20 protein-coding genes and 2 pseudogenes are annotated in these 24,683 nt (G+C 69.2%); 15 read left to right on the forward strand and 7 right to left on the reverse strand.

Features of this window, described 5'->3' with window-relative positions; genetic code table 11:
- Window positions 1-478: 478 nt before the first annotated feature.
- Window positions 479-1,984: a molybdopterin-dependent oxidoreductase gene (locus QA861_RS28745; protein WP_334591555.1), complete on the reverse strand. Its 1,506-nt coding sequence runs from the start codon at window positions 1,982-1,984 to the stop codon at window positions 479-481.
- A gap of 194 nt (window positions 1,985-2,178) precedes the next feature.
- Window positions 2,179-2,382 (reverse strand): hypothetical protein, encoded by a 204-nt coding sequence (locus QA861_RS28750; RefSeq protein ID WP_334591557.1) that lies wholly within the window; start codon window positions 2,380-2,382, stop codon window positions 2,179-2,181.
- Window positions 2,383-2,598: 216 nt separating this feature from the next.
- Here QA861_RS28750 and QA861_RS28755 point away from each other — a divergent pair, with 216 nt between their 5' ends.
- Both QA861_RS28755 and QA861_RS28760 read left to right on the forward strand, forming a co-directional pair.
- A complete protein-coding gene (locus tag QA861_RS28755) occupies window positions 2,599-3,846 on the forward strand; it encodes a sensor histidine kinase (protein ID WP_334591559.1) in 1,248 nt (415 codons plus the stop codon).
- 18 nt (window positions 3,847-3,864) lie between these two features.
- The gene (locus QA861_RS28760; protein ID WP_334591561.1) at window positions 3,865-4,500 is read left to right on the forward strand and encodes a response regulator; all 636 of its coding nucleotides are present in this window, start codon (window positions 3,865-3,867) and stop codon (window positions 4,498-4,500) included.
- A gap of 171 nt (window positions 4,501-4,671) precedes the next feature.
- Here the strand turns inward: QA861_RS28760 and QA861_RS28765 are convergent, their stop codons facing one another.
- The gene (locus tag QA861_RS28765; protein WP_334591563.1) at window positions 4,672-4,881 is read right to left on the reverse strand and encodes a hypothetical protein; all 210 of its coding nucleotides are present in this window, start codon (window positions 4,879-4,881) and stop codon (window positions 4,672-4,674) included.
- A gap of 173 nt (window positions 4,882-5,054) precedes the next feature.
- Here QA861_RS28765 and QA861_RS28770 point away from each other — a divergent pair, with 173 nt between their 5' ends.
- Window positions 5,055-5,390: a substrate-binding domain-containing protein gene (locus tag QA861_RS28770; protein ID WP_334591566.1), complete on the forward strand. Its 336-nt coding sequence runs from the start codon at window positions 5,055-5,057 to the stop codon at window positions 5,388-5,390.
- 152 nt (window positions 5,391-5,542) lie between these two features.
- On the opposite strand, the gene QA861_RS28775 is transcribed toward QA861_RS28770, so the two are convergent.
- The gene (locus QA861_RS28775; RefSeq protein WP_334591568.1) at window positions 5,543-6,442 is read right to left on the reverse strand and encodes a LysR family transcriptional regulator; all 900 of its coding nucleotides are present in this window, start codon (window positions 6,440-6,442) and stop codon (window positions 5,543-5,545) included.
- Between the two features lie 129 nt (window positions 6,443-6,571).
- Between QA861_RS28775 and QA861_RS28780 the strand changes: the two genes are divergently transcribed.
- From QA861_RS28780 to QA861_RS28815, 8 genes and pseudogenes are all read left to right on the forward strand, one after another.
- Entirely contained in the window at window positions 6,572-7,576 is a 1,005-nt protein-coding gene (locus QA861_RS28780; protein WP_334591570.1) for a fumarylacetoacetate hydrolase family protein, read from the forward strand.
- Between the two features lie 5 nt (window positions 7,577-7,581).
- Window positions 7,582-8,553, forward strand: a complete 972-nt coding sequence (locus tag QA861_RS28785; RefSeq protein ID WP_334594872.1) for a cyclase family protein — start codon at window positions 7,582-7,584, stop codon at window positions 8,551-8,553.
- Window positions 8,554-8,667: 114 nt separating this feature from the next.
- A complete protein-coding gene (locus QA861_RS28790; RefSeq protein WP_334591572.1) occupies window positions 8,668-9,807 on the forward strand; it encodes an FAD-dependent oxidoreductase in 1,140 nt (379 codons plus the stop codon).
- Window positions 9,804-10,823: an amidohydrolase family protein gene (locus QA861_RS28795; protein WP_334591574.1), complete on the forward strand. Its 1,020-nt coding sequence runs from the start codon at window positions 9,804-9,806 to the stop codon at window positions 10,821-10,823. Before QA861_RS28790 ends, QA861_RS28795 begins: the two co-directional genes overlap by 4 nt.
- A gap of 33 nt (window positions 10,824-10,856) precedes the next feature.
- Entirely contained in the window at window positions 10,857-11,795 is a 939-nt protein-coding gene (locus QA861_RS28800) for a VOC family protein (protein WP_334591576.1), read from the forward strand.
- 92 nt (window positions 11,796-11,887) lie between these two features.
- Complete coding sequence (locus tag QA861_RS28805) at window positions 11,888-12,865, forward strand: fumarylacetoacetate hydrolase family protein (RefSeq protein ID WP_334591578.1); 978 nt, start codon at window positions 11,888-11,890, stop codon at window positions 12,863-12,865.
- A gap of 127 nt (window positions 12,866-12,992) precedes the next feature.
- Window positions 12,993-13,289: pseudogene (locus QA861_RS28810) on the forward strand (CoA-transferase); the annotation flags it as partial.
- 35 nt (window positions 13,290-13,324) lie between these two features.
- Window positions 13,325-14,584, forward strand: coding sequence for an FAD-dependent oxidoreductase (locus tag QA861_RS28815; RefSeq protein ID WP_334591579.1), 1,260 nt, complete (start codon window positions 13,325-13,327; stop codon window positions 14,582-14,584).
- 405 nt (window positions 14,585-14,989) lie between these two features.
- Here QA861_RS28815 and QA861_RS28820 read toward each other — a convergent pair whose 3' ends face one another.
- Window positions 14,990-15,613 carry a TetR/AcrR family transcriptional regulator gene (locus tag QA861_RS28820; protein ID WP_334591581.1) on the reverse strand — a complete coding sequence of 208 codons (624 nt, stop codon included), beginning with the start codon at window positions 15,611-15,613 and terminating at the stop codon, window positions 14,990-14,992.
- Window positions 15,614-16,311: 698 nt separating this feature from the next.
- Window positions 16,312-17,136, reverse strand: coding sequence for an SDR family oxidoreductase (locus QA861_RS28825; protein WP_334591583.1), 825 nt, complete (start codon window positions 17,134-17,136; stop codon window positions 16,312-16,314).
- Window positions 17,137-17,343: 207 nt separating this feature from the next.
- Here QA861_RS28825 and QA861_RS28830 point away from each other — a divergent pair.
- Window positions 17,344-17,596: pseudogene (locus QA861_RS28830) on the forward strand (4-hydroxy-2-oxovalerate aldolase); the annotation flags it as partial.
- A gap of 238 nt (window positions 17,597-17,834) precedes the next feature.
- On the opposite strand, the gene QA861_RS28835 reads toward QA861_RS28830, so the two are convergent.
- Window positions 17,835-18,839, reverse strand: coding sequence for a LacI family DNA-binding transcriptional regulator (locus QA861_RS28835; protein ID WP_334591585.1), 1,005 nt, complete (start codon window positions 18,837-18,839; stop codon window positions 17,835-17,837).
- 359 nt (window positions 18,840-19,198) lie between these two features.
- Between QA861_RS28835 and QA861_RS28840 the strand changes: the two genes are divergently transcribed.
- From QA861_RS28840 to QA861_RS28850, 3 genes are all read left to right on the forward strand, one after another.
- Window positions 19,199-20,200 carry a LacI family DNA-binding transcriptional regulator gene (locus QA861_RS28840; protein WP_334591588.1) on the forward strand — a complete coding sequence of 334 codons (1,002 nt, stop codon included), beginning with the start codon at window positions 19,199-19,201 and terminating at the stop codon, window positions 20,198-20,200.
- Between the two features lie 503 nt (window positions 20,201-20,703).
- Entirely contained in the window at window positions 20,704-21,753 is a 1,050-nt protein-coding gene (locus QA861_RS28845) for an RICIN domain-containing protein (protein WP_334591589.1), read from the forward strand.
- 586 nt (window positions 21,754-22,339) lie between these two features.
- Window positions 22,340-24,595 carry a right-handed parallel beta-helix repeat-containing protein gene (locus QA861_RS28850; RefSeq protein ID WP_334591590.1) on the forward strand — a complete coding sequence of 752 codons (2,256 nt, stop codon included), beginning with the start codon at window positions 22,340-22,342 and terminating at the stop codon, window positions 24,593-24,595.
- Window positions 24,596-24,683: the final 88 nt, after the last annotated feature.

The following is a 24,683-nucleotide window of genomic DNA, read 5'->3' on the forward strand; positions in this document are numbered from 1 at the left end:
CCCTGCGCGGGCGCCCTGCGCGGGCGCCCGGTCCCGGCCCCGGCTCGACGGCGAAATCGCCGCACTTCCCTCCCTTCCCCTTGACCGCGTCGAGCACAAGGCTCGATTCGTCGTCCAACCACATCGCGGGTAGATGCCGATGCCGATCGTCCTGCTCGACGGGTCACCGCGCTTGCCGGGAATGCGCGGGATCGCCTCGAACGTGAGGCACCAGCCGGCCTCCTGCCAGGTGTGCTGGCCTTGCGCCCGTACTCGGTGCCGGCCAGGTGGGGGGCAGGCTCGCGAGCCGTTGTGGATCTCCTACTCGTGCTGGTGGCGAGCGGTTGTCCGACCTCAAGATCATCCGTCGATGGGCCACCTCGGTGTTCGGTGAGTAGGAGCGGCGCTATCAGCAGCCCAGTCGCTCACCGCGGCGACAGCCGCAGCCCTTTGAAGATTCGAGCCTTCTGGCGGGAACCCCCGCCCGGCGGGAAAAAGCTCAGGCAACCGTGACCTTGATCGTATGCCGGCCGGTCGCCCCGTCGGGCAACGGCTCGTGCACCAGTCCTGTCTGCACCTGGCCCGTGTTGTCGGTGGCGCGTACTTGCAGCCGATGCTCGCCGGGCGTCGCCTGCCACGGCCAGCTCCACTGCCGCCATGTGTCCACCGACGGCACCGCCGCGAGCTGTGCCCGCTGCCATGGCCCGTCATCCACGCGGACCTCCACCGCGGACACCCCACGATGTTGCGCCCATGCCACCCCGGCCACCATCACCAGACCTTGCTCCAGGCGCCTGCCCGCAGCCGGTGTGTCGATCCGCGACTGTGTCTTCACCGGAGCCAGCGCCGCGTAATCCCGCCGTACCCAGTAGGCGCTGAAGTCCGAGAAGCTGCTCAGCTCCAGCTCCGTCAGCCACTTCGTCGCCGATACGTATCCGTACAGCCCGGGCACCACCATCCGGACCGGAAATCCATGCTCGACCGGCAGTGGCTCCCCGTTCATCCCGACCGCCAGCAACGCGTCCCGCCCGTCACGCAACGCCGCCGTCGGTGTGCCGGCCGTGTAGCCGTCCACGGAACGGCTCACCACCTGATCCGCGCTGTCATCCGGCTCGACTTCATCCAGCAGATCCTTGATCGGTACCCCCAACCACCGCGCGTTGCCGACCAACTCGCCGCCGACCTCGTTGGACACGCACGCCAGCGTGATGTAGCGCTCCACCATCGGCCGTGCCAGCAATTGCTCATAGGTCAGCGTCAGCGGCCGTCTCACCCGGCCATGAATGCTCAGCCGCCAGTCCTTCGGTTCCATCTGCGGCACCGTCAAAGCGGTGTCGATCCGGTAGAAGTCCGCGGTACTGGTCACGAACGGCTCCACTCCGGGCACGCCGACGGAGACCTTGGCGGGCAAGGGTGCTGCCGGGCTCGACGGCGACGGGAGAACCACCGCGGCCCGGGCCGCGGCCACACGCTGTGCCCAGAGCCGGCGTCCGCCCGGTACGGCCACCGCGGCCGCACCGATCGCCCCGACCGCCAGCGCGAGAAACCTCCGTCGGCCCGGTGGCTGTCCCGCGCCGTCCACCACCGGGGGGTCGGCATCCGACGACGGCGAACGGCCGCCCTGTACAGGGGCGGGGACTTCCTGCGCTACCCCGTCCGTATCCGGGCCGGTGTCGTCCCCCAGGTCCTCCGCCGATACCGGGGCACGGCGCGGCAGGGTGCGGCGCAGCAGCACCAGGAGGCCGGCAGCGGCCAGTGCACCGGCCACTGTCGGCAGGGGGTACGCCCACGTGGCGCTGGGCCGGGTGGCTGACGCGATTACGCCGATCATCCCGAACACAGCGACGCCGGTCAGCCCGTACCAGAGCCGGCGCATGGCCAGTACACCGATGAACGCGGCGAACACCGCCAACACCAGCACGATTCCCGCCTGCAGTGCCAGCTTGTCGTACGTGTAGAACACCGCGACGGCGAACTCCTTGACCGGGGTCGGCGCGGCGTCCACGGCGACGCCACCCACCGCCACGAGGGGCGCTGACGGCCCGCCCGTCGCGGCTGCCACCAACTCACCGAGGCCCAGGGCGAGTGCGGTGGCCGCGACGCCGGCAAGCTCGCCGTACCACTGCTTGGGCGGTCTTCCCTGTGCCGGCCGATCTGTCTTCTGCGTCTCCATGTCTATACCGGACATTTGATCGGCGCTTATCGGCTCACCCGGCGCAGCCGGGCGAAGCCGACACCCAGCACGACCAGACCGAAGATCGCCACGACCGGCCCGACGACCGCCCACAGCGTCACGCCGCTCATCGCCGAGCCCTTCATGACGTCGAGTCCCTGCAAGGTCCAGCCCACGCCGACAAAGGCAAGCAGTGCGCCGAGGCCGAGGACGAACCAGTTCTTCTTCATGGGGTATCTCCAGGTGTGGAGCCGAAGTGCTCGACATCAAGCGTGACGGTCTGCGACCGCAGCGGCGACAACCTGTGGTTGGACCCCGTTGTCAACCGATCGACGTACGCAAGGCTCCACTGGTGCGTGGACGCTCCTCGACACCGAGTCGGGCACTGTGGATCTGGGCGCCCGTAAACTGGCGGCCAGATCTCGGTGGGCGAAAGTGGGCAGGTCGTGACAGTGCGCAGCACCGTCGACTTCGGACACCGCTACCGCGTCGGATGGCATGTCCTTGTCGGCGCCGTCGCGATACCGCTTGCCGTCGCCATAGCGGCCGACGTCTCCGTGGCGCTCGGACAACGCCTGCTGGCCCTCGGTACGCTCGCTGTCATCGTTGCCTGCTACGCCCTGGTCGCTCCGCGGGCCATGGAAAACCGCGACGAGCGTTGGGGTGCGGCCTATTTCGCCGTCCTGGCGGTCGCGTTCCCGCTCCTGCTCGCCATCGCCCCGATCGCCGGCGCACTGCTGTTCGCGCTCTGCCCACAGCTGTTCGTGATGGTCGCGAGGTGGCGGGTGCGCCTACCGGTGTTGTTGGTCCTCTACGCCGAGCTCGCCTGGGCCATGGTGGCGCGGGCGGGAGTCGGCCGCTACACGCTGGCGATGGTCGGCGTGACCGTTCTGGTGCCCATGACCGTGACGATCCTCGTGGGCGCGTATCTGACCGGCATCCGCGAGCAGAACCGCAAGCGGGCCGCGCTGATCGAGGAACTGACCCGGACGCGGGCCGCACTGGAACGCGCGGGCCACGAGGCAGGCGTCCACGCCGAACGTGAACGCCTGGCTGCCGAGATCCACGACACCCTGGCACAGGGCTTCACCAGCATCCTCATGCTCGCCCAGGTCGCACGGACGACCCTGCTCCGTGATCCGACGGCCGCCGACGGCCAGCTCGACATCCTGGAGAAGACCGCCCGCGAGAACCTCGCAGAGGCACGCTCGCTGATCGCCGCATCGGCCCCGGTCGACCTGACCGGCCGCGGGCTCGCGGATGCGCTGGACCGGCTCGCCGCCCGGCATGCTCGCGACACGGGTACGCGCGTCGAGGTCTCGATCGTCGGTGAGCGGTCCGGCACATCCACCGGCACCGACATCGCCCTGCTGCGCACCGCGCAGGAGGCCCTGGCCAACGTCGCCAAGCACGCCGCCGCGACGGCGGTGCGGATCGAGCTGCGTCATGAAAACGGCCTTCTGACGCTGGCCGTGACCGATGACGGCCAGGGTTTCGACCCGGCCACCGTCCGGGGTGGATACGGCCTGCTCGGCATTCGGACCCGCGCCACCAGCCTCGGCGGGATCTGTAGGGTGCAGTCGGTTCCCGGCCAGGGCACCACAGTGCGGGTCGAGCTGTCGCCGCCCCCGGCCGAGCAGGCGGCGCGTAGCCTGCAGCCTGTGCTTGATCTCAGCTCCACACCCGACCACTGAGCGGGCGGAAACGTCTCGATGACTGTCCAGATCCTAATCGTCGACGACCATCCCGTCGTACGCTTCGGCCTCCGCGGCATGCTCGAGGCCTACGACGACCTGCGGGTCGTCGGCGAGGCCGGCTCCGGCGACGAGGCGATCGTCCTTGCCTCCACGACGCGCCCGGACGTCGTACTGATGGACCTGCGGATGCCGGGTACCGATGGCGCCACCGCGACGGCGCGCATCCGTCAGGAGCACCCCGGCATTCGCGTGCTCGTGCTCACCACCTACGAAGGTGACGCCGACATCCTGCCGGCGATCGAGGCCGGCGCCACCGGTTACCTGCTCAAGGACACCCCGATCGGTACCCTGACCGACGCGATCCGGGCGGCAGCCCGCGGTGAAACCGTCCTCGCCCCGCCGGTGGCCGCCCGGCTGGTGACTCACCTTCAGGCTCCGGCCGGGGAGCAGCTGACCCCGCGCGAGGTTCAGGTACTCGGCCTCGTCGCGCGGGGTCTGTCCAACAGCGAGATCGGTCGGCAGCTGTACATCGGCGAAGCGACGGTGAAGACGCACCTGCTGCGAACGTTCGTCAAGCTGGGTGTCAACGACCGCACCGCAGCCGTCACCGTCGCGCTGTCGCGCGGCGTCCTCACCTCGCCACACCGGTGACCTCCGCGTGCCGGCCACTGCGGAGAAGGTCTCACGTGGGCTTTGTGCCCGACGAGTTCTGACTCCAGGCCCGGTTTGGGCGACTGCGCCGTTCGCTTCGGAGTCGCGGTGCGCACCTCCCGACGAGCTTCTATATCTCTCACGTTCCAGCACGGCAGGCCCGCGTCGCTGTCACCGCCCAACGCCGCTCATGATGGCGCTGACGATGCCCGGTTGGGTCACGGTGCAGGAATGCGTCTTCTTCAACTGCGCGTCCAGATAGTCCTCCTGCCCCCAGGTGGACGTCTTTGACGGGTTGGTCACAGCCGGACCCCACTGCGTCTCGTTTCCGCTCTCCTCCCCCGCGAAATCCCACGGGTCGTAGTGGTGAACCGAGATCATTACCCTCTGCTCACCACTGGGAATGGAGGAGGACCCGTACCGGTCGGTCGGCAGACGAAGCCGTAGTTTCCCGCGGTGTAGTCGATGTTGGTGTTCCAGCCGGGAACGAGCAACCACCGTGAACCGTTGTTTCCGCCGACTCGCCTCACAGTGTCCACGAAGAGGGCCGCGACGTGCCGGGCGACGTCAGCCTGGTCGGCTACGACGTCATCCCCGAGGCCGAATACGTGTGGCCCCCGCTGACCACGGTGCGGCAGGACTTCGGCGAGGCCGGGCGGCGCGCGCGCCGGAACTCCTTGTCACCCAGATTTAGGGCGAGCCGAGAACAGGAACCCTGGTCGCGCTGCAGCCGAACTGATTGTGCGGGGCAGCAGCGGCCCTCCTCCCTGACTGCGGAGTCGGAACCGGCGGATCTTCCGGGGCGACCTGCGCGCCCATCCCGAGGACGCGACCCGACACACGCGGCTCAAGCCGGCGATCACCGCCGCTGGTACGGGACCGTCCGGTGAACCTCTCCGGGCCGGAGCAGCAGCAACTACCCGAACCGGCTCCACGCGGCGGCCGCCCGTTCGGCGTCGGCTGCGGCCTGGCGGTGTCTCCTGCCTGCGCCGGGCATGCCCCACCCTCATTTCGGCGGACGGATGATCGTAGGCCGACCGGCTTACATCATCTCGGCGACCCGGGCCGTCGTCTCCCGCAGCCACATGTGCGCCGCGTCGTGCATGTGGACCGGATGCCACCACAAGGCCTGCTGGATCGGCACGGCGTCATAGGGCGGCTCCAGGACGCGGACGTGCGCGAGTCCGTCCAGCTCGTCGGCGAGACGCCTCTGCAGGAGAGCTACCCGGCGGGTGCCCGCGACCAGGAGTGGCATCAGCTGGAAGCTGTCGACGGAGACCGCCACGCGCGGCTCGATGCCGAGCATGGCGATCTGACGGGCGGCAGGGGCGTCGTACGCCCGTTGGTACGTCACCCATGGCATTCGGGCCAGGTCGTCGAGGGTGAGCCGCTCGCCGACCTCCGGGTTGTCGTCCGCGACGAGGAATACCCAGCTGTCCTGGTAGAGCTCGACCTTGGGGAAGCCACGAATGATGCCGTGGGGCAGCAGCAGCCCGTCCACGGTGCTGAGCAGCGACCCGGTGTCGTCGATGATTTCGTTCGGTACCTGTTTGAACCTGAGCCGGATGCCCGGTGCCTCGGCTTGGATGGTGCGGGCGAGTTCGGTGCCGTAGACGGCGACCGCGTAGTCAGAGGCGATCAGGGTGAACTCGTGTTCCCCGCGGGAGGGGTCGAATTCTGCCTGACTGGCGAAAACGCGCTCCAGCAGGTCGCACGCGGTGGTGGTCCGGTCGAGGAGGGCCCGCCCGAGGGCGGTCAGTTCGTACCCTCCGCCCACCCGGGCGAGCAGGTCGTCGTCGAAGTGGCGGCGCAGCCGGGCCAGAGCGGCGCTCATCGCGGGTTGACTGAGCCCGATGCGCCGGCCGGCCCTGGTGACGTTGCGCTCCTGCAGGAGGGCGCGCAGGGCAACGACGAGGTTGAGGTCCAGGCTGGCCAGGTTCACGAAGCATCCCAATTCCGGAGCCGGCCCCATCGGTATTCACCGGCTGGATTCACCTATACGGAAAATCGATTTCCCTGATTGCAATCTACCGGGCCAGATTAGTGGCACCGCAATCGGGAGGAAATCTCCGTGACATCCGCAGCCACGTCGGCACCCTTCACCCCCTTCTCCGGACCGTTCGCCATCGGCACCCTTTCGGCACCGGGCGGGACCAGGTTCCCGAGCCTCGTGACGCCGGAGGGCCGAGCGCTCGATCTGCGCACGGCACTGGACGAACCCGCGTTGACCGCGCTCACGCTCCTGGAGCGCTGGGACGAGGAGCTGCCGCGGCTGCACACCCTCGCCGGGGACCCGACGCGCGACTGGCGGCCGCTGGCGGAGATGACGGTGCACGCGCCCGTCGAGCCCCGGCAGATCTTCCAGTCCGGCGCCAACTACCGGCAGCACGTGATCGACCTGGCGGTCGCCCACCGCGCCCCGGACGCCCCGGGCACCGTCGAGGAGGCCCGCGCCGAGGTCGCGGCGGTCATGGACAGGCGGGCCGCCGAGGACCTCCCGTACGTCTTCATCGGCCTGCCGACCACGATCAGCGGCCCCTATGACGACGTGGTGCTGCCCTCCTGGGCCGAGAAGCCCGACTGGGAGCTGGAGGTGGCCGCGGTGATCTCCCGCCCCGCCTACCGGGTCATCGTGGAGGAGGCGCTGGAGTACGTCGCGGGCTACACCATCGCCAACGACCTGACCGACCGCGCGAGCGTCTTCCGCCGGGACATGCCCCCGATCGGCACCGACTGGCTGCGCAGTAAGAACGCCCCCGGCTTCACCCCGCTCGGCCCGTGGATCGTCCCGGCCGGCTCCATCGCCGACCCGTCCGACCTGCAGGTCACCCTGAAACTCAACGGCGAGACCATGCAGGACGAGTCCACCAAGGACATGATCTTCGGTGTCGCACGGTTGGTCTCGTACATCTCCCAGACCGCCCGACTCCTCCCCGGCGACCTGGTGCTGACCGGCAGCCCGGCCGGCAACGGCATCCACTGGGGCCGGCTGCTGCGCGACGGCGACGTGATGGACGGGTCGGTCACCGGGCTCGGCGCCCAGCGCACCCGCTGTGTCGCGGAGGAGGCCCGATGAGCCAGATGAGCGGCGATCATATCGACCGTACGGATCCCGAGGCGGCGATCGCCGAGGCCGCGAAAGCGTACTCGAACTGGGGCCGCTGGGGCGAGGACGACGTGCTCGGCACGCTCAACTTCCTCGACGAGGCCAAGCGCCGCGAGGGCGCGGCCCTGATCCGCGACGGCGTCAGCTTCTCCTTGTCACAGGCCTTCGACATGGACGGCCCGCAGAAAGGCTGGCGGCGGCGTACCAACCCGGTGCACACCATGCTCGCCACCGGCACCGACGCCGCCCTGGGCGGCCAGGGCTTTCCGCACGGTTTCGGTGGCGCCGACGACGTGATCGCCATGCCCTTGCAGTGCTCCACCCAATGGGACGGCCTCGGGCACATCTTCGATCACGGCAGGGCGTGGAACGGCCGCCCGGCGGAGAAGGTCGTCACCTCCGAAGGCGACCTGGTCACCGGCATCGAGCACATGGCACCGCACGTCGCCGGGCGGGGCGTCCTCCTCGACGTGGGCCTGGTCATCGGCCAGGACGGCGAACTGCCCGACGGCTTCGCCATCACCGAGGAGCACCTGACCGCAACCGCCGAGGCGCACGGCGTGACCGTCGGTCGTGGCGACCTGGTCCTCGTGCGCACCGGACGGCTGGCCCGCGCCCGTCACGAAGGCTGGGGCGACTACGCGGGCGGACCGGCGCCGGGACTGAGCTTCAGCACGGCCGGCTGGCTGCACCGGAGCGAGATCGCCGGGATCGCCACCGACACCTGGGGCTTCGAGGTGCGGCCCAACGAGTTCGACCACGCCTTCCAGCCGCTGCACCAGGTCGCCATCCCCCACATCGGTCTGCTCATCGGTGAGATGTGGGACCTCGACGTCCTCGCCACGCATTGCGCGGCCGACGGCCGGTACGAGTTCTGGCTCACCGCCGCGCCACTGCCCATCACCGGTTCCGTCGGCTCACCGGTGAATCCCATCGCCGTCAAGTAACGCCCTGGACTGCCGGGCGGACCGCGCCCGCACGGCAACGCCATCCCCGCCTGCCCGGCCCGCAACACCCCCTCTGCCGCTCGAAGTCGCACGGCGCCATCTCAGGGAGAACCCATGAACGAACCCAGTCCCCGCACCGTCCTCGTCATCGGCGGCGGCGCGTCCGGTAACGCCGTGACCGTGCTGCTGCAGCGGGCGGGCATCGCTGTGGAACTGATCGAGGCCAAACCCGACTGGAACGTGCTCGGCTCCGGCATCACCCTCCAGGGCAACGCGCTGCGCGTGCTGCGCGAAGTCGGCGTATGGGACGAGGTCCGGGAGAGCGGTTACGCCGTCGACGCCGTCGGCATGGCCGCGCCCGACGGGACCGTGTTCCACGTCCAGCAGGAATTCCACACCGGTGGGGACGACCTGCCCTCGATCTTCGGAATGCAGCGGCCCCGGCTGCAGGAGATTCTGTGTGAGGCCGTTCGCGAGAGCGGCGCGGCGGTACGCCTCGGCACCACCGCCGAGGAACTGGTCCAGGACGCGTCCGGCGTCACCGCCCGGTTCAGCGACGGCACCGAGGGCCGCTACGACCTTGTCATCGCCGCCGACGGCATCGGCTCCCGCACCCGCGCGATGATCGGCATCAGCGACAAGCCCGAACCGACCGGCATGGCCATCTGGCGCGTCCCCGTGCCCCGCCCCGAGCGCGTGGAGCGCATGGACCTGTCCTACGGCGGACCCTGCTACATCGCCGGCTACTGCCCGATCAGCAAGAACACCATCTACGCCTACCTCGTCGAGGCCAACCGCGACCGCGCCTCCATCGACCCGGCCTCGTACGCGGACGAGATGCGGCGGCTGGCCGCGCCCTACGGGGGTGCGTGGCCGGAGATCGCCGCGAGCATCACCGACCCCGCCAAGGTCAACTACACCTGGTTCGACCGGCTGCTCGTCGAGGGCTCCTGGCACCGCGGCCGCGTCGTGCTGATCGGTGACGCGGCCCACGTCTGTCCGCCCACGCTCGCCCAGGGCGCGGCCATGTCGCTGGAGGACGCCTCCGTACTGGCCGAGATGCTGACCGCGGAGCAGGACTGGAGTTCCCTGGACGCTCTCCTGACCGGCTTCTACGAACGCCGGATCGCCCGTGTCCGCATGGTGGTCGAGGCATCCGTGCAACTCGGTCAGTGGCAGCTGGACGGCGTCCGTGACGCCGACGCACCCGGTCTGATGGGCCGCACGATGTCCGTCCTGAAGGAGACCCCGTGAACCCCGTGAGTCCCCAGAACGGCGCACCCACGATCGACGTCCACGCGCACGTCCTGCTCCCCCAGGTCGAGGACGCCGTCGCCGGACACCCCGGGCTGGCCGCGGCCCGCGATCTCGATGCCCGCCGCAACGGCCCCGAGGCCATCGCCGTCAGCGGCCCGATGTTCCGGGACCGCTTCCCGAGGCTGACCGACGTCAAGGCCCGGCTCGCCGCGATGGACGCCTCCGGGATCGACGTCCAGCTGGTCTCGCCGTCGCCGTCGCACTACCACTACTGGGCCGACAAGGACCTGGCCCGCATGGTGTGGGAACTGGCAAACGAAGGCACCGCAGCGCACGTCGCCCAGGCCCCACAGCGGCTGCACGGCCTCGGCCTCGTCCCGCTCCAGCACCCGGACCTCGCCGTCGAAGCCCTCGATCACGCCCTCGGCCTGGGCCTGCGCGGTGTCGAGATCTCGAGCCACGCGCCGGGACGCGAACTGTCGGACCCCACGTACGAACCGTTCTGGACACGGGCCGAGGAATCCGGCGCGATCCTCTTCCTGCACCCCTTCGGCTGCACGCTCGACGAGCGCCTCAACCGGTGGTATTTGTCCAACACCGTCGGCCAGCCGACCGAGAACGCCGTCGCGCTGTCCCATCTGATCTTCTCCGGAGTCCCGGACCGGCACCCGGGGTTGCGCATCGTCGCCGCCCACGGCGGCGGCTATCTGCCCACCCACATCGGCCGCTCCGACCACGCCTGGCTCGCCCGCACCGACACCCGCGGCTGCGCGCACCCACCCAGCAGCTACCTCAGGCAGCTGTACTTCGACTCCCTCGTCCACGACCCGGACGTCCTGCGCGAGCTGATCCGGGTGGCCGGCCCCGACCGGGTGCTGCTCGGCTCCGACTTCCCCTTCGACATGGGCACCGACGACCCGCTCGGCGCGCTGCGCGACGTCACGGACCTGCCCGCCCCCCACTTCCACGCCGTACGCGGCGGCAACGCCGCAGCGCTGCTCCGCCTCGTCTGAACCGTCTGAACCTCACAGAGGAGTACCCCCACCATGAGCACACGTCTGCTCACCCACCTGCGGCACGTCGACCTGGCCGTGCCGGACTACGACAAGCAACTCGACTTCTACGCCGGCGTCTGGGGCCTGACCAAGGTCGCCGAGGACTCCGGCATCTCCTTCCTGGCCGCCGAGGGCTCCCCCGAGCAGTACATCGTCCGGCTCCGCAAGGCCGAGGAGAAGCGCCTCGACCTCATCTCCTACGGCGCGGCGAACCCCGCCGACGTGGACACGCTCGCCGAACAACTCCTCGCGGGTGGAGTGCAGTTGATCTCCCAGCCGGGCAAGGTCGACACCCCCGGCGGCGGCTACGGCTTCCGCTTCTTCGACATCGACGGCCGCACCATCGAGATCTCGGCCGACGTCGAGGCGCGCCGGCACCGTCGTATCGAGGAGAAGGAGTCCATCCCGGTCCGTCTCTCGCACGTCGTCCTGAACTCCCCCGACATCAACGCCACCCGCGCCTGGTACGAGCAGCACCTCGACTTCCGGCTGTCCGACACGATGACCTTGCCGCACATGGGCGACGTCATGCACTTCATGCGGATCAGCAACCAGCACCACTCCATGGCCATCGCCAGCGGTCCGCACGCCTCCCTGCAGCACCTCTCCTTCGAGATGCGCGGCATCGACGAGTACATGCGCGGGTCCGGCCGCGTGATGCGCTCCGGCGCCCGCAAGATCTGGGGCCCCGGGCGGCACATGGCGGGCGACAACACCTTCACGTACTTCCTCGACCCGCACGGCAACACCGTGGAGTACACCACCGAGCTCGAAAGGCTGGACGAGGACACCTGGCACCCGCACATCTACGACCTGACGAAGCCCGAGAACGCCGACCAGTGGGGCACGTCCAACCCGATGAACGAGATGGTCGCCAAGGAAATGCTCAACGACGTCGACCGCGGCGTCTTCGTCGCTCCGCCGGTCTGACCCCTTGACCCCGGGGGCTCGGCGTACTCCCCCGCCTGCCATGCCGCCGGGCCCCCGGCCTGTGTCAACCCACCCAGCTCCCTAGGAATGCCATGCGTTTCGCCACGTACGAACAGCACGGCCGCAGCCGTCTCGCCACCATCGAGGATGACGGCGTCCTCTACCCCTGCCCCGGCACGGGGACGCTTCTCGACCTGATCCAGGCCGGTCCCGAGGCACTGCGCCAGGCGGGCAACGCAAGTCTGGACGTGCCGCACGGGCCGCACGTCTCCCAGGTGCGATTGCTGCCGCCGCTCCGACCGCCGTCCGTACGCGACTTCGTCACGTTCGAGGAGCACGTCGAAGGTGTACGGCGAAGCATCGACGGAGTACCGGGCGCCCCGGACGCCTGGTACGACGCGCCCACCTTCTACTTCACCAACCCCTACGCGGTCATCGGCGCTCACGACGACATCCCCGTGCCGCCAGGAAGCCGGGCGCTGGACTTCGAACTCGAAGTCGCCGCGGTCATCGGCCGCGAGGGCCGCGACCTCACCCCGGAGCAGGCCCGCGACCACATCATCGGCTACACCATCTACAACGACTGGTCCGCCCGCGACCTCCAGTCCCGCGAGATGCAGGTCAGCCTCGGCCCATGCAAGGGCAAGGACACCGCCACCACCCTCGGCCCCTACCTCGTCACCGCGGACGAACTGGAGCCCTACCGCGACAGGGACGGATTCCTGCGCCTGGCGCTGACCGCCGAGATCAACGGCGAGGTCGTCGGCAAGGACCTGCTGTCCAACATGAGCTGGACCTTCGAGGAGATGACCGCATACGCCTCCAGGGGCACTTACGTACGCCCCGGCGACGTACTCGGCTCCGGCACCTGCGGCAACGGCGGCTGCCTCGCCGAACTCTGGGGCGTACGCGGCCGCCAGGACCCGCCGCCGCTGAAGCCGGGCGACACTGTCACCCTCACGGTCGAGGGCATCGGCACCGTCTCCAACACCGTGGTACGCGGTGCCGAACCGGTGGCCGTCCCTCGCGCCCGTACGCGCCCGCGAACGCGCCCGCGAACGCGCCCGTGAACCGCGCGGCGGAGAGCAGGCCGGCCGACAAGGTCGTCGTCAGCGAGGCCGCGCGGGCAGGGCACGGTCGAGGCGCCGGCCCGGGCGGGTGTGACTGTGACCGCCACCGATGCGACACAGGCACCCGGCCAAGTGGGTCATCCCCCAGAAGATGATCAAGGGCATGGGCGGTGCCATGGACCTCGTCCACGGCGCCCGCCGCGTCAACGTCCTCATGCATCACACCGCCAAGGACGGCAGCCCCAAGATCCTCGACGAGTGCACGCTGCCCCTCACGGGCCAGGCCTGCGTCCACCGCGTCGTCACCGACCTGGGCGTCATCGACGTCACCGACAACGGCCTGGTCCTTGTCAAAATCGCCCCCGGCGTCGCCCACCACGACGTCACCGCCGCCACCGCCGCGAAACTGCACACCGCCGCTTGAGCAGGTCAACGACGCCCAAGGCTGAGGAACCCACCATGAAGAAACTTCCCGCCAAACGCGGTTGCGTCGCCGTCATCGGCGCCGGGCCCGGTGGCATGGCCGCCGCACTCTCCGTCCACCAGGCCGGCCACGAGGTCGTGCTGTTCGAGCGCTACCCGCACGCCAGACCCGCCGGCAACATACTCAACCTGTGGCCGCCACCCATCAAGGCACTCGGGCTGCTCGGAGTGAACACCGAGGACCTGGGTGCGCCCTGCACGTCCGAGTTCCGCAACGCCCGCGGGCGCCGCCGGGTCCGCGCGGCCCTTCCGGAGCAGGTTGTCCGCGACTACGGCGGCGGCTTCGTCGGCCTGCTGCGCCCCGAACTGTACGAGCGGCTGCTCGACGCGCTGCCCAAGGGAGTCCTGCGGGTCAACCACACGGTGGAGCGCGTCGAGCAGGACGAGAGCGGTGTTCGACTGCACCTCGAGGACGGACGAGTCCACGAGGCGGACCTCTTGATCGGCGCGGACGGCATCGATTCCCTGGTCCGCCGCACTCTGTGGGGCGACAGCCCCAAGCGCGAGCACAACCTGCACATCTTCGGCGGCTACACCTTCGACGAGAGCGTCGAGACCGAGCCCGGGATGTGCGTCCTCTCCCACACCCGCACTGTGCAGGGCAGTTGGACCGCCATCCGCGACAAGGGACGTGACGGCCACCAGTGGTGGATACTCGAGGCGTTTGACGCCAGCCGGGAGTTCTCGGGGGACCTGCACTCGAACGCGACCAGCCTCGGTCAGGCGTTCGCCCGTCCGCTCCCCCAGCTGATCGCCGCGACCGACCCCGCGCACGTTCAGCGCTGGGTGATCCGCGACCGCAAGCCGCTGAAGCAGTGGTCCAAGGGCCGCGCCACTCTCGTCGGCGACGCCGCACATCCCACCTCCCCGTACGCGGGGTACGGCGCCGGTATGGCCACCGAGGACGGCTATTTCATCGGCCGCCGCCTGGCAGGGGTGGACCTGAGCGACTTCGACGCTGTGCGCCGCGCACTCGACGCTTTCGAAGCCCCCCGCAAGCCGCACACCGCCCGGCAGTCCCAGCACGCCTACGTCCTCGGGCAGGTCTTCCATCACGCGCCGCGCGCTCTGCAACCGATCCGGGACGCGATCCTGGACCGCACCCCACTGATGCAGAAGGTGGTCGGTGACTCCACCCCCAAATCGATCCTCACTCAGCTCGGTGAGATCGACCGGTCCGAAGCCCACTTCACCGCGCTCCTCGGCCTCGGCGAGACACACGACACCGCTTCCTGAACCACGCGGCTGGGGCCGCGCCCGCGCCTGGCGGGGCTGGCGCTGTCCCAGAACAGCAGGCCGGCCGACGCACGCCCCGGCACAGAACGCCAAGCGTTCATCGGGCAGTCGAGAACAACCTCCCTTACGCTCCGCGACCGTCGGTCAACGCCTCGCCGGGATCCGCTCGGATGTGGCCGAGCGCGGGCTGGGGTTCGCCACCGACAACTCGGCCACCGGCCGGGGCACGGGTACGCCGAGCACCACTGCGATCGAGAACAGCGTGTCCACCATGGGATTTGCCCGCGCCCTGCTCCAGATTCGAGAGCGCCTGCTTCGCCAGCCTCGCCTGCCCTGCCAACTCCGTCAGGGGCAAACCCCGTTGCCTAACCCCGTGGCTCCAGGAGGCAGGGGACCTTGGTGAAACTATTCCGTCAGCGTGCCCATCGCACGGTCGAGCAGTACGGCCAGGGGAACGGCGCCCCCACAGGCCACCCAGCCCGTCGCGGCCGCATCCAGACAGGCGAGCGCGGCCCCGGAAAGCGCGTTCGGCCCGACCTCCTCCGGCTGGTCGGCGCTGACGCCCAGCCGCCGGGCGATCTCCGGCTCCAGCATCGCCTGCCAGCTCAGCTGCTTCTCGAAGTGCCGGGCGCGCAATGACGGAGTCTCCTGGAGCATGCGCAGATAGCTGAGTGTCTGCTCGGGCGCCTGCTCGTTCGCCTGCGTGAGGACGTCGAACGCCCTGCGCAGCGCCTCCCAGGGACCCTCGGTGTCAGGGCGGGCGGCGAGCGCCTCCGCGATCTGACCGCCGGTCTCCTCCAAGCCCTGCAGGACCATGTCTTCTTTGGTGCCGAAGTACCGGAACAGGCTGGCACGCGACAGCCCGACCTCACCGGCGATCTGGTCGACGGTCGTCCCGTCGAATCCCTGCTCGATGAAGAGCCGGAGCGCGACCTCGACGACTTCCTTCCGGACCGTCGCGCGCATACGCTCCCGCAGGCCGGGTGGTTTGGTTGCGGACTGGGCGGAGGTGCGGGCGGAGTCGGTCATGAGTAAAGAATACAACAGCGGCTCAATCTGATACTGGGCATCAGAAACATGGGCTCCCGACGGCCACACTGTCCACGCCGGCCGCTCAAGTCCCTCCCACGGCGCGTCAGCGGATGCGAGGTGAGGGTCCACTTGACCCGGAGGACCTGCCCGGCCGCACCCAGTCCGTCCTCAGAGACGGCAGCGCATACGACGACACCCTGGGCCGCGCGCGGGGAACGTGACGGTGACCGCAGGCCCGCTGGGCGCTGCTGGGCGGACCGGCCGCGCCGAGGTCGGCTGCGACTCCGGCACCTGCCCCGAAAAGTTGACCCTCCTCGTACGCACGCGCCCCCGTCATGCTTTCTGCGGTCCCACAAGGGCGCCGCTGCCCTCCGGGCCCGGCATGACTCTCTGTCCCCTGTCGAACGGATGACTCTGTACGCGGATGGGGTCGGGCCCGACTGGGGTTCCGGTCGTGGTCAGGCGACTGGACGGCCACCGGTGACAGAAGGGGAGGATGACCGCCCCGCACCCGCCCGGCCCTTCCCGTCACCTCGCCGGGAAGGGCCTACAGTGCGCCGCGGGCCGCCCGGGACACTTCGGGAGCCGCGAGTGGTTCCTAACCACCGAGCCCGCCTTCATGTCTGCGGGCTGCCGCCCGAACCATCCACCTCGTCACGGATCGGCCCGCGGCGTCTCGCTGTCGCGCGGCGGCTTCAGGCCGCGGCACCCTCGGCCTCGGCGGAGACCGCCGCCCACTCCTCCCAGGTCTTCAGCCGCTCGGCGTAGACCTGGGGGACGAGGTGGAGGGGGGCAGTGCCGAAAAAGACACGCAGCGGAGGATTGTCGGCGTCGACGATCTTCAGCAGGGCGGGGCCGGTTGCGGCGGGGTCGCCGGACTTGACGTCGCCCCAGGCGGCGGCGACGGCGGCGCGCAGGTCGTCGTAGGCGGGCAACTGTTCGGCAAACGTGGCGGAGGAGCCGGCCCAGTCGGTTTCGAAGCCGCCGGGCTCGACGAGGGTGACGTTGATGCCGAATCCCGCGACCTCCTGGGCGAGGGCCTCGGTCAGGCCCTCCAGGGCCCACTTGGAGGCGTTGTAGCCGCCCAGGTTGGGGAAGGAGACGACGCCGCCGACCGTGGAGATCTGCACGATGTGGCCGCTGGCCTGGGCCCGCAGGAGGGGCAGGGCGGCCTGGGTGACCCACAGGGCGCCGTAGAAGTTGGTCTCCATCTGACCGCGGACGTGCTGTTCCGTCAGCTCCTCGACCGCGCCGAACAGGCCGTGTCCGGCGTTGTTGACGATCACGTCCAGGCGGCCGAAGTGCTCGTGCGCCTGCTTGACGGCCTCGAATGCGGCGGCCTTGTCGGTGACGTCCAGCTTCAGCGGCAGGACCGCCTCACCGTGGGCGGCCACCAGATCCGCCAGGGAGTCGGTGTTGCGGGCGGTGGCCGCGACCTTGTCACCACGCTCCAGGGCCGCCTGGACGAACTGACGACCGAAGCCACGCGAGGAACCGGTGACGAACCAGATCTTGCTCATAAGGACACTCCCGTTCGAAACGAACTTGCAAGGCGAGACTCTAGCCCTGATTGATACTCAGTATCAAGTAGTTCCTCTGTAGATTCTTGAGCATGAGTAACTACGCTTCGGCACAGCTCCCGGCCCAGCCATCGAGCCTGCGTGGCACATGCGAGCGATGTCTCAGGCGGAGGCGACCGAAGTAGCGATCCGGCTCTCGACCACCCGCTGCTGCCCTGCGTCGGCACCCTGCACGACCTGCAACGCGCTCACTCGCCGGGCATCCGCTCCGTGCGCGTGGCCACCCACTGGCCCGAAGCCGGCATCTCCACCCAGCACATCGCCGCGACCCGCGGGCTGGGCATGGATGTGGCGGGCTTCCTGATGATGTCCCACTGGCCGAACCGCCGAACTGGCCCGCCAGGCCAAGCTGATGGAGTCCTACGGCGCCCACTGCGTCCGCACCACTGGCCCCGTTGGCGGCTCGCTCCCGGCTATCACCGTGAGCCCGCTCCGGGCCTGGTCATGGTCCGCCGCCCGGCTCGGCTCGGCGTCTTGCCCTGATCTGAGCAGAGCTTCTCCCGAGGACGGCACCGCACTCATCGGCTACGGCGCGCTCGGCAGGCCGGAAGACCGTCGGCCGCCACGAGGGCGTCGGCCGGGCCGCGGAGCAGCTCAGGGCGGACAGTCGACGCTCATCACGCGATCAGCCGGGACGGTCATCGAGGGGGTGTGCTTGCCCGCAGAACGACGTTCGTGGCGACCGGTACGATCCGCGGGGCGTCATCGTCGGAGAGCGCGAGTTCCATCGCACGGAGCCCGACCTGCTGCAGAGGAACGTTCACGGACGTCAGCTCCGGGACGACGTCCACCGCCGGGCCGATGTCGTCGAAGCCGGCGACGGCGATGTCCCGGCCGGGGACAAGCCCGGCGTCGCGCAATGCGGTCATCACACCGATCGCCATGACGTCGCTGACCGCGAAGACGAGTTCCGTGCCGTCCAGTCCCTGCTGGAGGAGCTCCCGGGCCGCAGCACGCCCCCCTCGGCGACTGAACTCGGCTTCGACCACCAGCCGCTCGTCGACGTCGATGCCGAACTCGCGCAGTCCCTCCACGAAACCGCTGCACCGGTCACGGGACGTCCTGAGGCCGGTCCCCGCCCGGACCACCGCGAGCCGCCGGTAGCCGAGCCCTACCAGCGCGCGGGCAAGCTGCCGCGCTCCACCGTAGTTGTCGATGCTGACGGTGTGGAACGGCAGGTCGTGCTGGCTGATCAGGACTACGCTGCCGCCCGCTTCCCGGTAGGCGTGGAGCTCCTCGACGAGTGCGCGGGCATCGGCGCCGTCGACGCGGCTGCCGGTCATGATGATGACGCGGGGGCGCATGCCGCGCAGGGTCCCGACGATCTGGAGTTCCCGTTCCGGGGAGCGGTCCGCGACCGCCATGGTCACGATGAGTCCGGCGGCCTCGGCTGCCTGCGTCACACCTGCCGCGATGGAGGAGAAGTACGGGTCGTCGACACCGCTGACGACCAGCGCGGCGATGTTCGTCGAACCCCGCGCGATCGCCTGGGCGGACAGGTGCGGTGCGTAGTCCAGTTCCGCGGCCGCGGTGAGCACACGGTCGACGTTCTCCTGCCGGACGTTGCGGACGCTGCCGTTGAGCACCCGCGACGCCGTCGCCTGTGAGACGCCCGCTGTCCGCGCCACATCATGCAGGGTCACCTGGCGCCCCTCGGATACGGCCTCCCCGCGACGCCGTACAGGCGCTGCCGCTCCCTCTTCCATGCCGCACATTGTGCACCGAGCCGCCCAGCGCCTGGAAGTCGCGGAATCACTACCGAGGGTCACTCCGTAGGCCGGTGCGCTTACTGCGCCGCACATGCCTTGCGGAATCCAACCGGGCCGACGCGACCACCTTCGAGCCGGGGGCCGTATCCCGAGTCGGTCAGCGGCACTTTCGTCCGCACCTCGGCGACCTGGCCGGGGATATCCTCGGGTAGCGTCGGCGGCGGCTCTTTTCGTGGTGCGGGAGGGACGGCACGATGCCCCATTCAGCGAGGCCGACCGTCACGCTGCGTGACGTGGCGGCGGCCGCCGGTGTGTCGGTCCCGACCGCGTCACGCGTGCTGGGCGGCAGTTCCCGGACGGTCGCGGAGGAATACCGGCAGCGGGTCCTCTCCGCCGCGGCCGCGTTGCGCTACACCGCGGACGCCTCGGCCCGGGCGATGCGGCGCGCGAACGACTCGATCGCGGTCGTCGGCGACGACCTCACGACCCCGTCGATGGGAATGGTCGCCGCGGCGATGGAACGGCGGGCACGCGACGCCGGGGCGTTCGTGACCGTCTCGTCGACCCACGGCACCGCCGAGCGGCAGCTCGAAACCGTCCGGGTGCAGCGTGCTCTGCGACCGCGTGCGCTCATTCTGACCTCGAGCCGCCTCGACACGAACGCCCTCGGCGGGCGCCTGCTCGACGAGTTGCTCGGCTACGAACGCGAGGGCGGCCGGGTAGTGATCGTCGGCGACACCGACATGCCGTTCGACTCCATCAGCTTCGACAATCACGGCCCCGCAAAGGAACTGGCCAGCTACGTCGCCGGGGCGGGGCACCGGCACGTGACGATCCTCGCCGGCGCGCGCGGGCAGGGGAACGTATCCGCCCGCACCGCGGGCTTCATGGCCGGGCTCCGCGACGGCGGCGTCGAGGAGCGGCACATCCGGATCTCGCACTGCGCGGTGAGCCGCCAAGGGGGGTTCGACGCGGCGCGGCGGCTGGTCGCCGAGGGGCTGGAGCCGCCCCATGCGGTGCTCGCAGCCAACGACACCATCGCCATCGGTGCGATGTCCGCCTTCCGTACTGCCGGGGTGGCAGTGCCGGACGACGTCTCGGTGACCGGTTTCGACGACATCGAGCTCGCGACCGACGTGACACCGCGGCTGACGACCGTGTCGTTGCCGCTGGCGCAGGCAGGTGCCGAGGCGGTCCGCCTGGCACTCGCGGATCGTGCGGAAGCGGAAGCAGAGCATCTGATGATGCGTGGGCAGGTCGTGGTGCGCGCCAGCACGGCGATCCGCGTCGTCTGAACCGCCCTGAGCCGATCACTCCGGCCGACGCGCACAGCGCCTTCGGGCACCAGAACCTGCCACGTCATAGCCGCATTTCATGCCCGTTGACCGACGCTTGACGCCTGCGATCACGAACGGGCACACTGTGCGGAATACGATTTCCCACTGAGAAAAAACTCCTCCACCGGGCGGGCCCCTCTGCGATCCACGCGACAGGCCCCGCACCAGCTAGGCCGCGCCCGACAAGGGCGCCTGGAGCACCGTCTACGAGACCCTGGACGCCACCGCGTCCCAGACAGTCACCTTCGACGTCGCCGGCGGGCTGTCCGGCGGGGCCCTGCACGTGTGGTCCACCGACCTGTCGCAGCCCGGCGGCGCCACTCCACGCATGCTGCGGGGCAGCGACCTGACCGCCGTCGGCGGCACGTACACCCTCACCCTGGAACCCGGTCGGGTCTACACCGTGACCACCACCGGTCAGGGTGCCGGAACGACCACCCCGCCCGCCCGCAACCGGCTCCATGCCGTACTCGGACTCCTTCGCCGGATACAGCGCCGACCCGGAGGCCAAGTACTTCGCCTCGATGAACGGCGCCTTCCAGGCCGCCCCCTGCACCGGGGGCCGCAGCGGCCAGTGCCTGCGCCAGACCGCTCCGATGAAGCCGATCATCTGGTGGGCGCCGGCCTCGAACGACGTCCGGCCCTACACCCTCATGGGCGACGTGGGCTGGAGCAATTACACGGTCAGCTCCGGCGTACTGCTGGAGAAGAGCGGCAGCTCCGCGGAGATTCTCGGCCGCGTGGGCAGTCCGTCGAAGTTCAGCACCGGGCTGAACGCCTACCACCTGCGCCTGTCCGACACCGGATCCTGGGCGTTGCTGAAGACCGGCACCACCGGCACCAACTCGTGGAACTGGACCACCCTGGCCAGTGGTTCGGTCATCGCGCCCGGCACGGGCACCTGGCACAAGCTGGCCCTGACCTTCCAGGACAGCACGATCACCGTTAAGATCGACGGGGCCACCGTCGGCACGGTCACCGACACGAGCTACGGCGCGGGCCTGGTCGGCCTGGGCACGGCCGGCTACTACCCCGTCGAGCACTCCAACCTGCCCGTCACCCACGAAACCGTCCCGGACCTCTCCGACACCTACAAGATCATCAGCGTCGGCAGCGGCAAGGCGCTCACCGCCTCCAACGGTGGAACCAGCGACGGCACTCCCATCGTCCAGACCGACCAGAACAGCGGCAGCCAGCAATGGAAGCTGACTTACACCAGCGGCGGCTACCTCACCATCACAGGTGTCACCAGTGGCAAGGTCCTTGACATCAACGCGGCTTCCACCTGGCCCGGCACCCAGTTGCAGCTGGGGAGTTCCAGCGGGAGCGTCAGCCAGCAGTGGCTGATCTCCCCTGCCGGCAGCGGCACGTACACCATCGAGTCCCGTTCGAACGGGTACAAACCGACGTGTACAAGGCTCAGACCACCGACGGCACACCGATCTACCAGTGGTTCACCAACGCAGCACCAACCAGCGATGGAAGCTGGTCAAGGTCTCGTGACCGACTGAGCACCCGACCGATCCCATGGGCGGGGCAGGTCCCCATCGCCGGCCTCCCCGCCCATGCGCCAGGAACCCTGAGTTCGGCCTGCGCTCCCGCGCCCGCCGGGCGACGGGTACTCGAGCGGCCAGTGCGCAGCACCATTCGACGGCAGACAGACCGGGCTGCCGCACGACCCGCTTTCGAATGGTGCCGCCGACTTCCGGCGGAGCCCCACAGCGTTGCCGCGTTCATCTGCTCGAAACCTTGACGCACTCGCGGTCAACTGGGCACACTGCGCGGAATACGTTTTCCCACCACGCCCGCCAGGACAAGCACGAGGCTTCCAAACGGTCGGCTTCACATCCGGGAGGGCACTGTGACACCGCTATCAAGACGCCTGGAGCCGTCGGCGATCTCCGCTCCCGACGGGGCATGTCCGGCCGGCCCGGTTCCCATGCCGTCGAGCATCCGTCGGTGCATCCACCGCACGGTCCCGAACTGTCCCCGCCCTGGGTCGTTACGCGACGCCTCGACTGGAAGCGTCATGACAGGAGCCAGTACCTCACCACCGCAGACGACAAGAAGAGGACCATGACCGTCAATCGAAGACTTGTGTCACAAGCAACCGCCGCCGCACTCTGCGCGCTGGCAGTCGTGCTCGCGTCGATCGTGCTCATACCCGCGCAGCGGGCCTTCGCCGCCGCGGGCACCACGTACTTCGTGAGCGCGAACGGCAGCGACAGCAACGTCGGAACCAGCAGCAGCGCGCCCTGGCGCTCGCTGAGCAAGGTGAACGCAACCACGTTCCAGCCCGGCGACACGATTCGCTTCGAGGCCGGTGACAGCTGGACCGGCCAGCTCTGGCCGAAGGGGTCCGGTGCCGACGACGCCCCGATCGCCATCGACAGCTACGGAACGGGCGCCAAGCCGAAGATCGCAGGCCAGGGCACAGTCGGCGACGCGGTGCGACTGAACAACCAGCAGTACTGGGAGATCCGCAACCTCGACGTGTCGAATGCGGTACCCACCGGGACGACAGACGGTTCGAAGCTCGGCGACTTCCGCGGCATTGGCGTGCACGGTGACAACGGCCAGACCCTGCACCACTTCGTGATCGACTCGGTGGATGTGCACGACGTCACCGGCGAGGTCAAGTGGGTCGGCGGCAGCACCGCCGACAACAAGCCGGGCATCACCTTCCAGCAGGGCTGGGACCGCTCCAAGGACACCGGCGGCATCGCCTTCCTCACCGGGGTCCAGGACATCACCGCGCCCGGTGCCCCGACGGTTCTCGACGGCATCACCGTGGAGAACTCCACCATCAAGAACACCTCGTTCAGCGGGATCGTCACGAAGCAGTACGCCGGTGACGCGCCCGGTGCCGTCTTCACCGGCTGGGGCAAGCGCGCCACGGCCACCGACCCCGCCTACACGCCGTACACCAACGTCACGTTCCGCGGCAACTACATCACGCAGGCGAACACGCCCTACGGCTGCAATGGCATCTACCTCACCGGCGTCCGCGGCGGACTCGTCGAGGGCAACGTGATCGACCGGGTCGGTGTCTCCGGCGTCGAGACCAACATGGCCGACAGCGTCACGGTCCAGCACAACGAGATCATGGGCACCCACCTCTCCTCGGGCGGTGCCGACCAGAACGCCCTGGACCCCGACATCGGCACCACCAACCAGGTGTTCCAGTACAACTACCTTCACGACAACGGCGACGGCATCCTGCTGTGTGCGTGCAACTCCGCGGTCAAGTTCGGCAGCGTGGTGCTCCGCTACAACGTCATCACCGGCAGCACGCGGTGGAACATCCACATGTCGCAGCAGAGCGGCACGGTGGCGAACATCTACAACAACACCATTGCCAACACCAATTCGCAGAACATGGTGACCGGCGGTGTCTCCGGCAAGGCGACGTTCACCAACAACCTGTTCGTCTCCGGTCAGTCCGCCCCCCAGTTCATACAACCGTCGAGCATCACCTACAACAACAACGGATACTCGTCCAACCTGACTACTCGGCCGGCGTCGGACGCGAACGCCGTGGTCGGCGCGCCGCCGTTCGTGAATGCCTCCGTCACGGGGCCGTACGGCGACGAGAACGGTCCGAGGCTCGACACGGCGGCGAACTTCGCGCTCCAGTCGGGATCAGTGTTCGTCGACGCCGGAGCCACAGTCACCGGCAACGGGGGCCTCGACTACGCCGGGGCAACTGTGCCGATCGGGAACGGTCCGGAGATCGGCGCCTTCGAACGCGGCGCGCCCGACATCGCGTTCACGGACACGTTCGACGGCCTGGCGACCGGCGCGCTCGCCAATGGGACCAACGGATGGCGAGTCATCTCGACCAACAACGACGTCTCCGTGGTGGAGACGCCGTCCGCCACCGACAAGAGCGTCCGGCTGACCCGCACCATCGAAGGCGGCGGGACCGACGGAACCAACCTCGCCCGGCTCTTCAGCACCCCGATGCAGGGCGTGGTGACCATCGACACGCAGGTAATGCGCAACGACACTCAGGCCGGCTGGTTCGGGCTGCCCTACGTGTACAACGCCAGCGGTGCCCCAGCCGTCAGCGTCGCCTTCGCCCGCGGCCAGATCCACGCGTACAAGGGAACCACGGACACGGTGATCGGTACGTACACCAACGGCAAGTGGTACCGGGTCACGCTCACCGTGGACACCGTGAACCAGCGATTCGACCTGGACATCGACGGCCATCGCGTGCTGAACGACGCGGCGTTCCGCACCTCGATGCCGGGGATCGCGAAAGTCGCGTGGTACTCGAACGGGGGTGAGCGCGGGGCGGTGCACGTGGACGACGTCCGGATCTCGCGCGGCACCGGATTCGGCCAGTGAAAGCCAGGGCCAGTCTGGTGGCGTGCGCATTTCGGTAAGTGTACCGATCTAGTAAGCGATTCCTCGACTGCCATGATGCTCAGCTCAG

The organism is Streptomyces sp. B21-083 (genome assembly GCF_036898825.1).
Classification (GTDB): Bacteria; Actinomycetota; Actinomycetes; order Streptomycetales; family Streptomycetaceae; genus Streptomyces.

Bases quoted from the DNA above. Each gene is read 5' to 3' on its own strand.
- QA861_RS28750 (WP_334591557.1), bottom strand. From the start codon at position 2,382: ATGAAGAAGAACTGGTTCGTCCTCGGCCTCGGCGCACTGCTTGCCTTT.
- QA861_RS28760 (WP_334591561.1), top strand. From the start codon at position 3,865: ATGACTGTCCAGATCCTAATCGTCGACGACCATCCCGTCGTACGCTTC.
- QA861_RS28765 (WP_334591563.1), bottom strand. From the start codon at position 4,881: ATGATCTCGGTTCACCACTACGACCCGTGGGATTTCGCGGGGGAGGAG.
- QA861_RS28785 (WP_334594872.1), top strand. From the start codon at position 7,582: ATGAGCGGCGATCATATCGACCGTACGGATCCCGAGGCGGCGATCGCC.
- QA861_RS28790 (WP_334591572.1), top strand. From the start codon at position 8,668: ATGAACGAACCCAGTCCCCGCACCGTCCTCGTCATCGGCGGCGGCGCG.
- QA861_RS28800 (WP_334591576.1), top strand. From the start codon at position 10,857: ATGAGCACACGTCTGCTCACCCACCTGCGGCACGTCGACCTGGCCGTG.
- QA861_RS28805 (WP_334591578.1), top strand. From the start codon at position 11,888: ATGCGTTTCGCCACGTACGAACAGCACGGCCGCAGCCGTCTCGCCACC.
- QA861_RS28815 (WP_334591579.1), top strand. From the start codon at position 13,325: ATGAAGAAACTTCCCGCCAAACGCGGTTGCGTCGCCGTCATCGGCGCC.
- QA861_RS28820 (WP_334591581.1), bottom strand. From the start codon at position 15,613: ATGACCGACTCCGCCCGCACCTCCGCCCAGTCCGCAACCAAACCACCC.
- QA861_RS28825 (WP_334591583.1), bottom strand. From the start codon at position 17,136: ATGAGCAAGATCTGGTTCGTCACCGGTTCCTCGCGTGGCTTCGGTCGT.
- QA861_RS28845 (WP_334591589.1), top strand. From the start codon at position 20,704: ATGCCGTACTCGGACTCCTTCGCCGGATACAGCGCCGACCCGGAGGCC.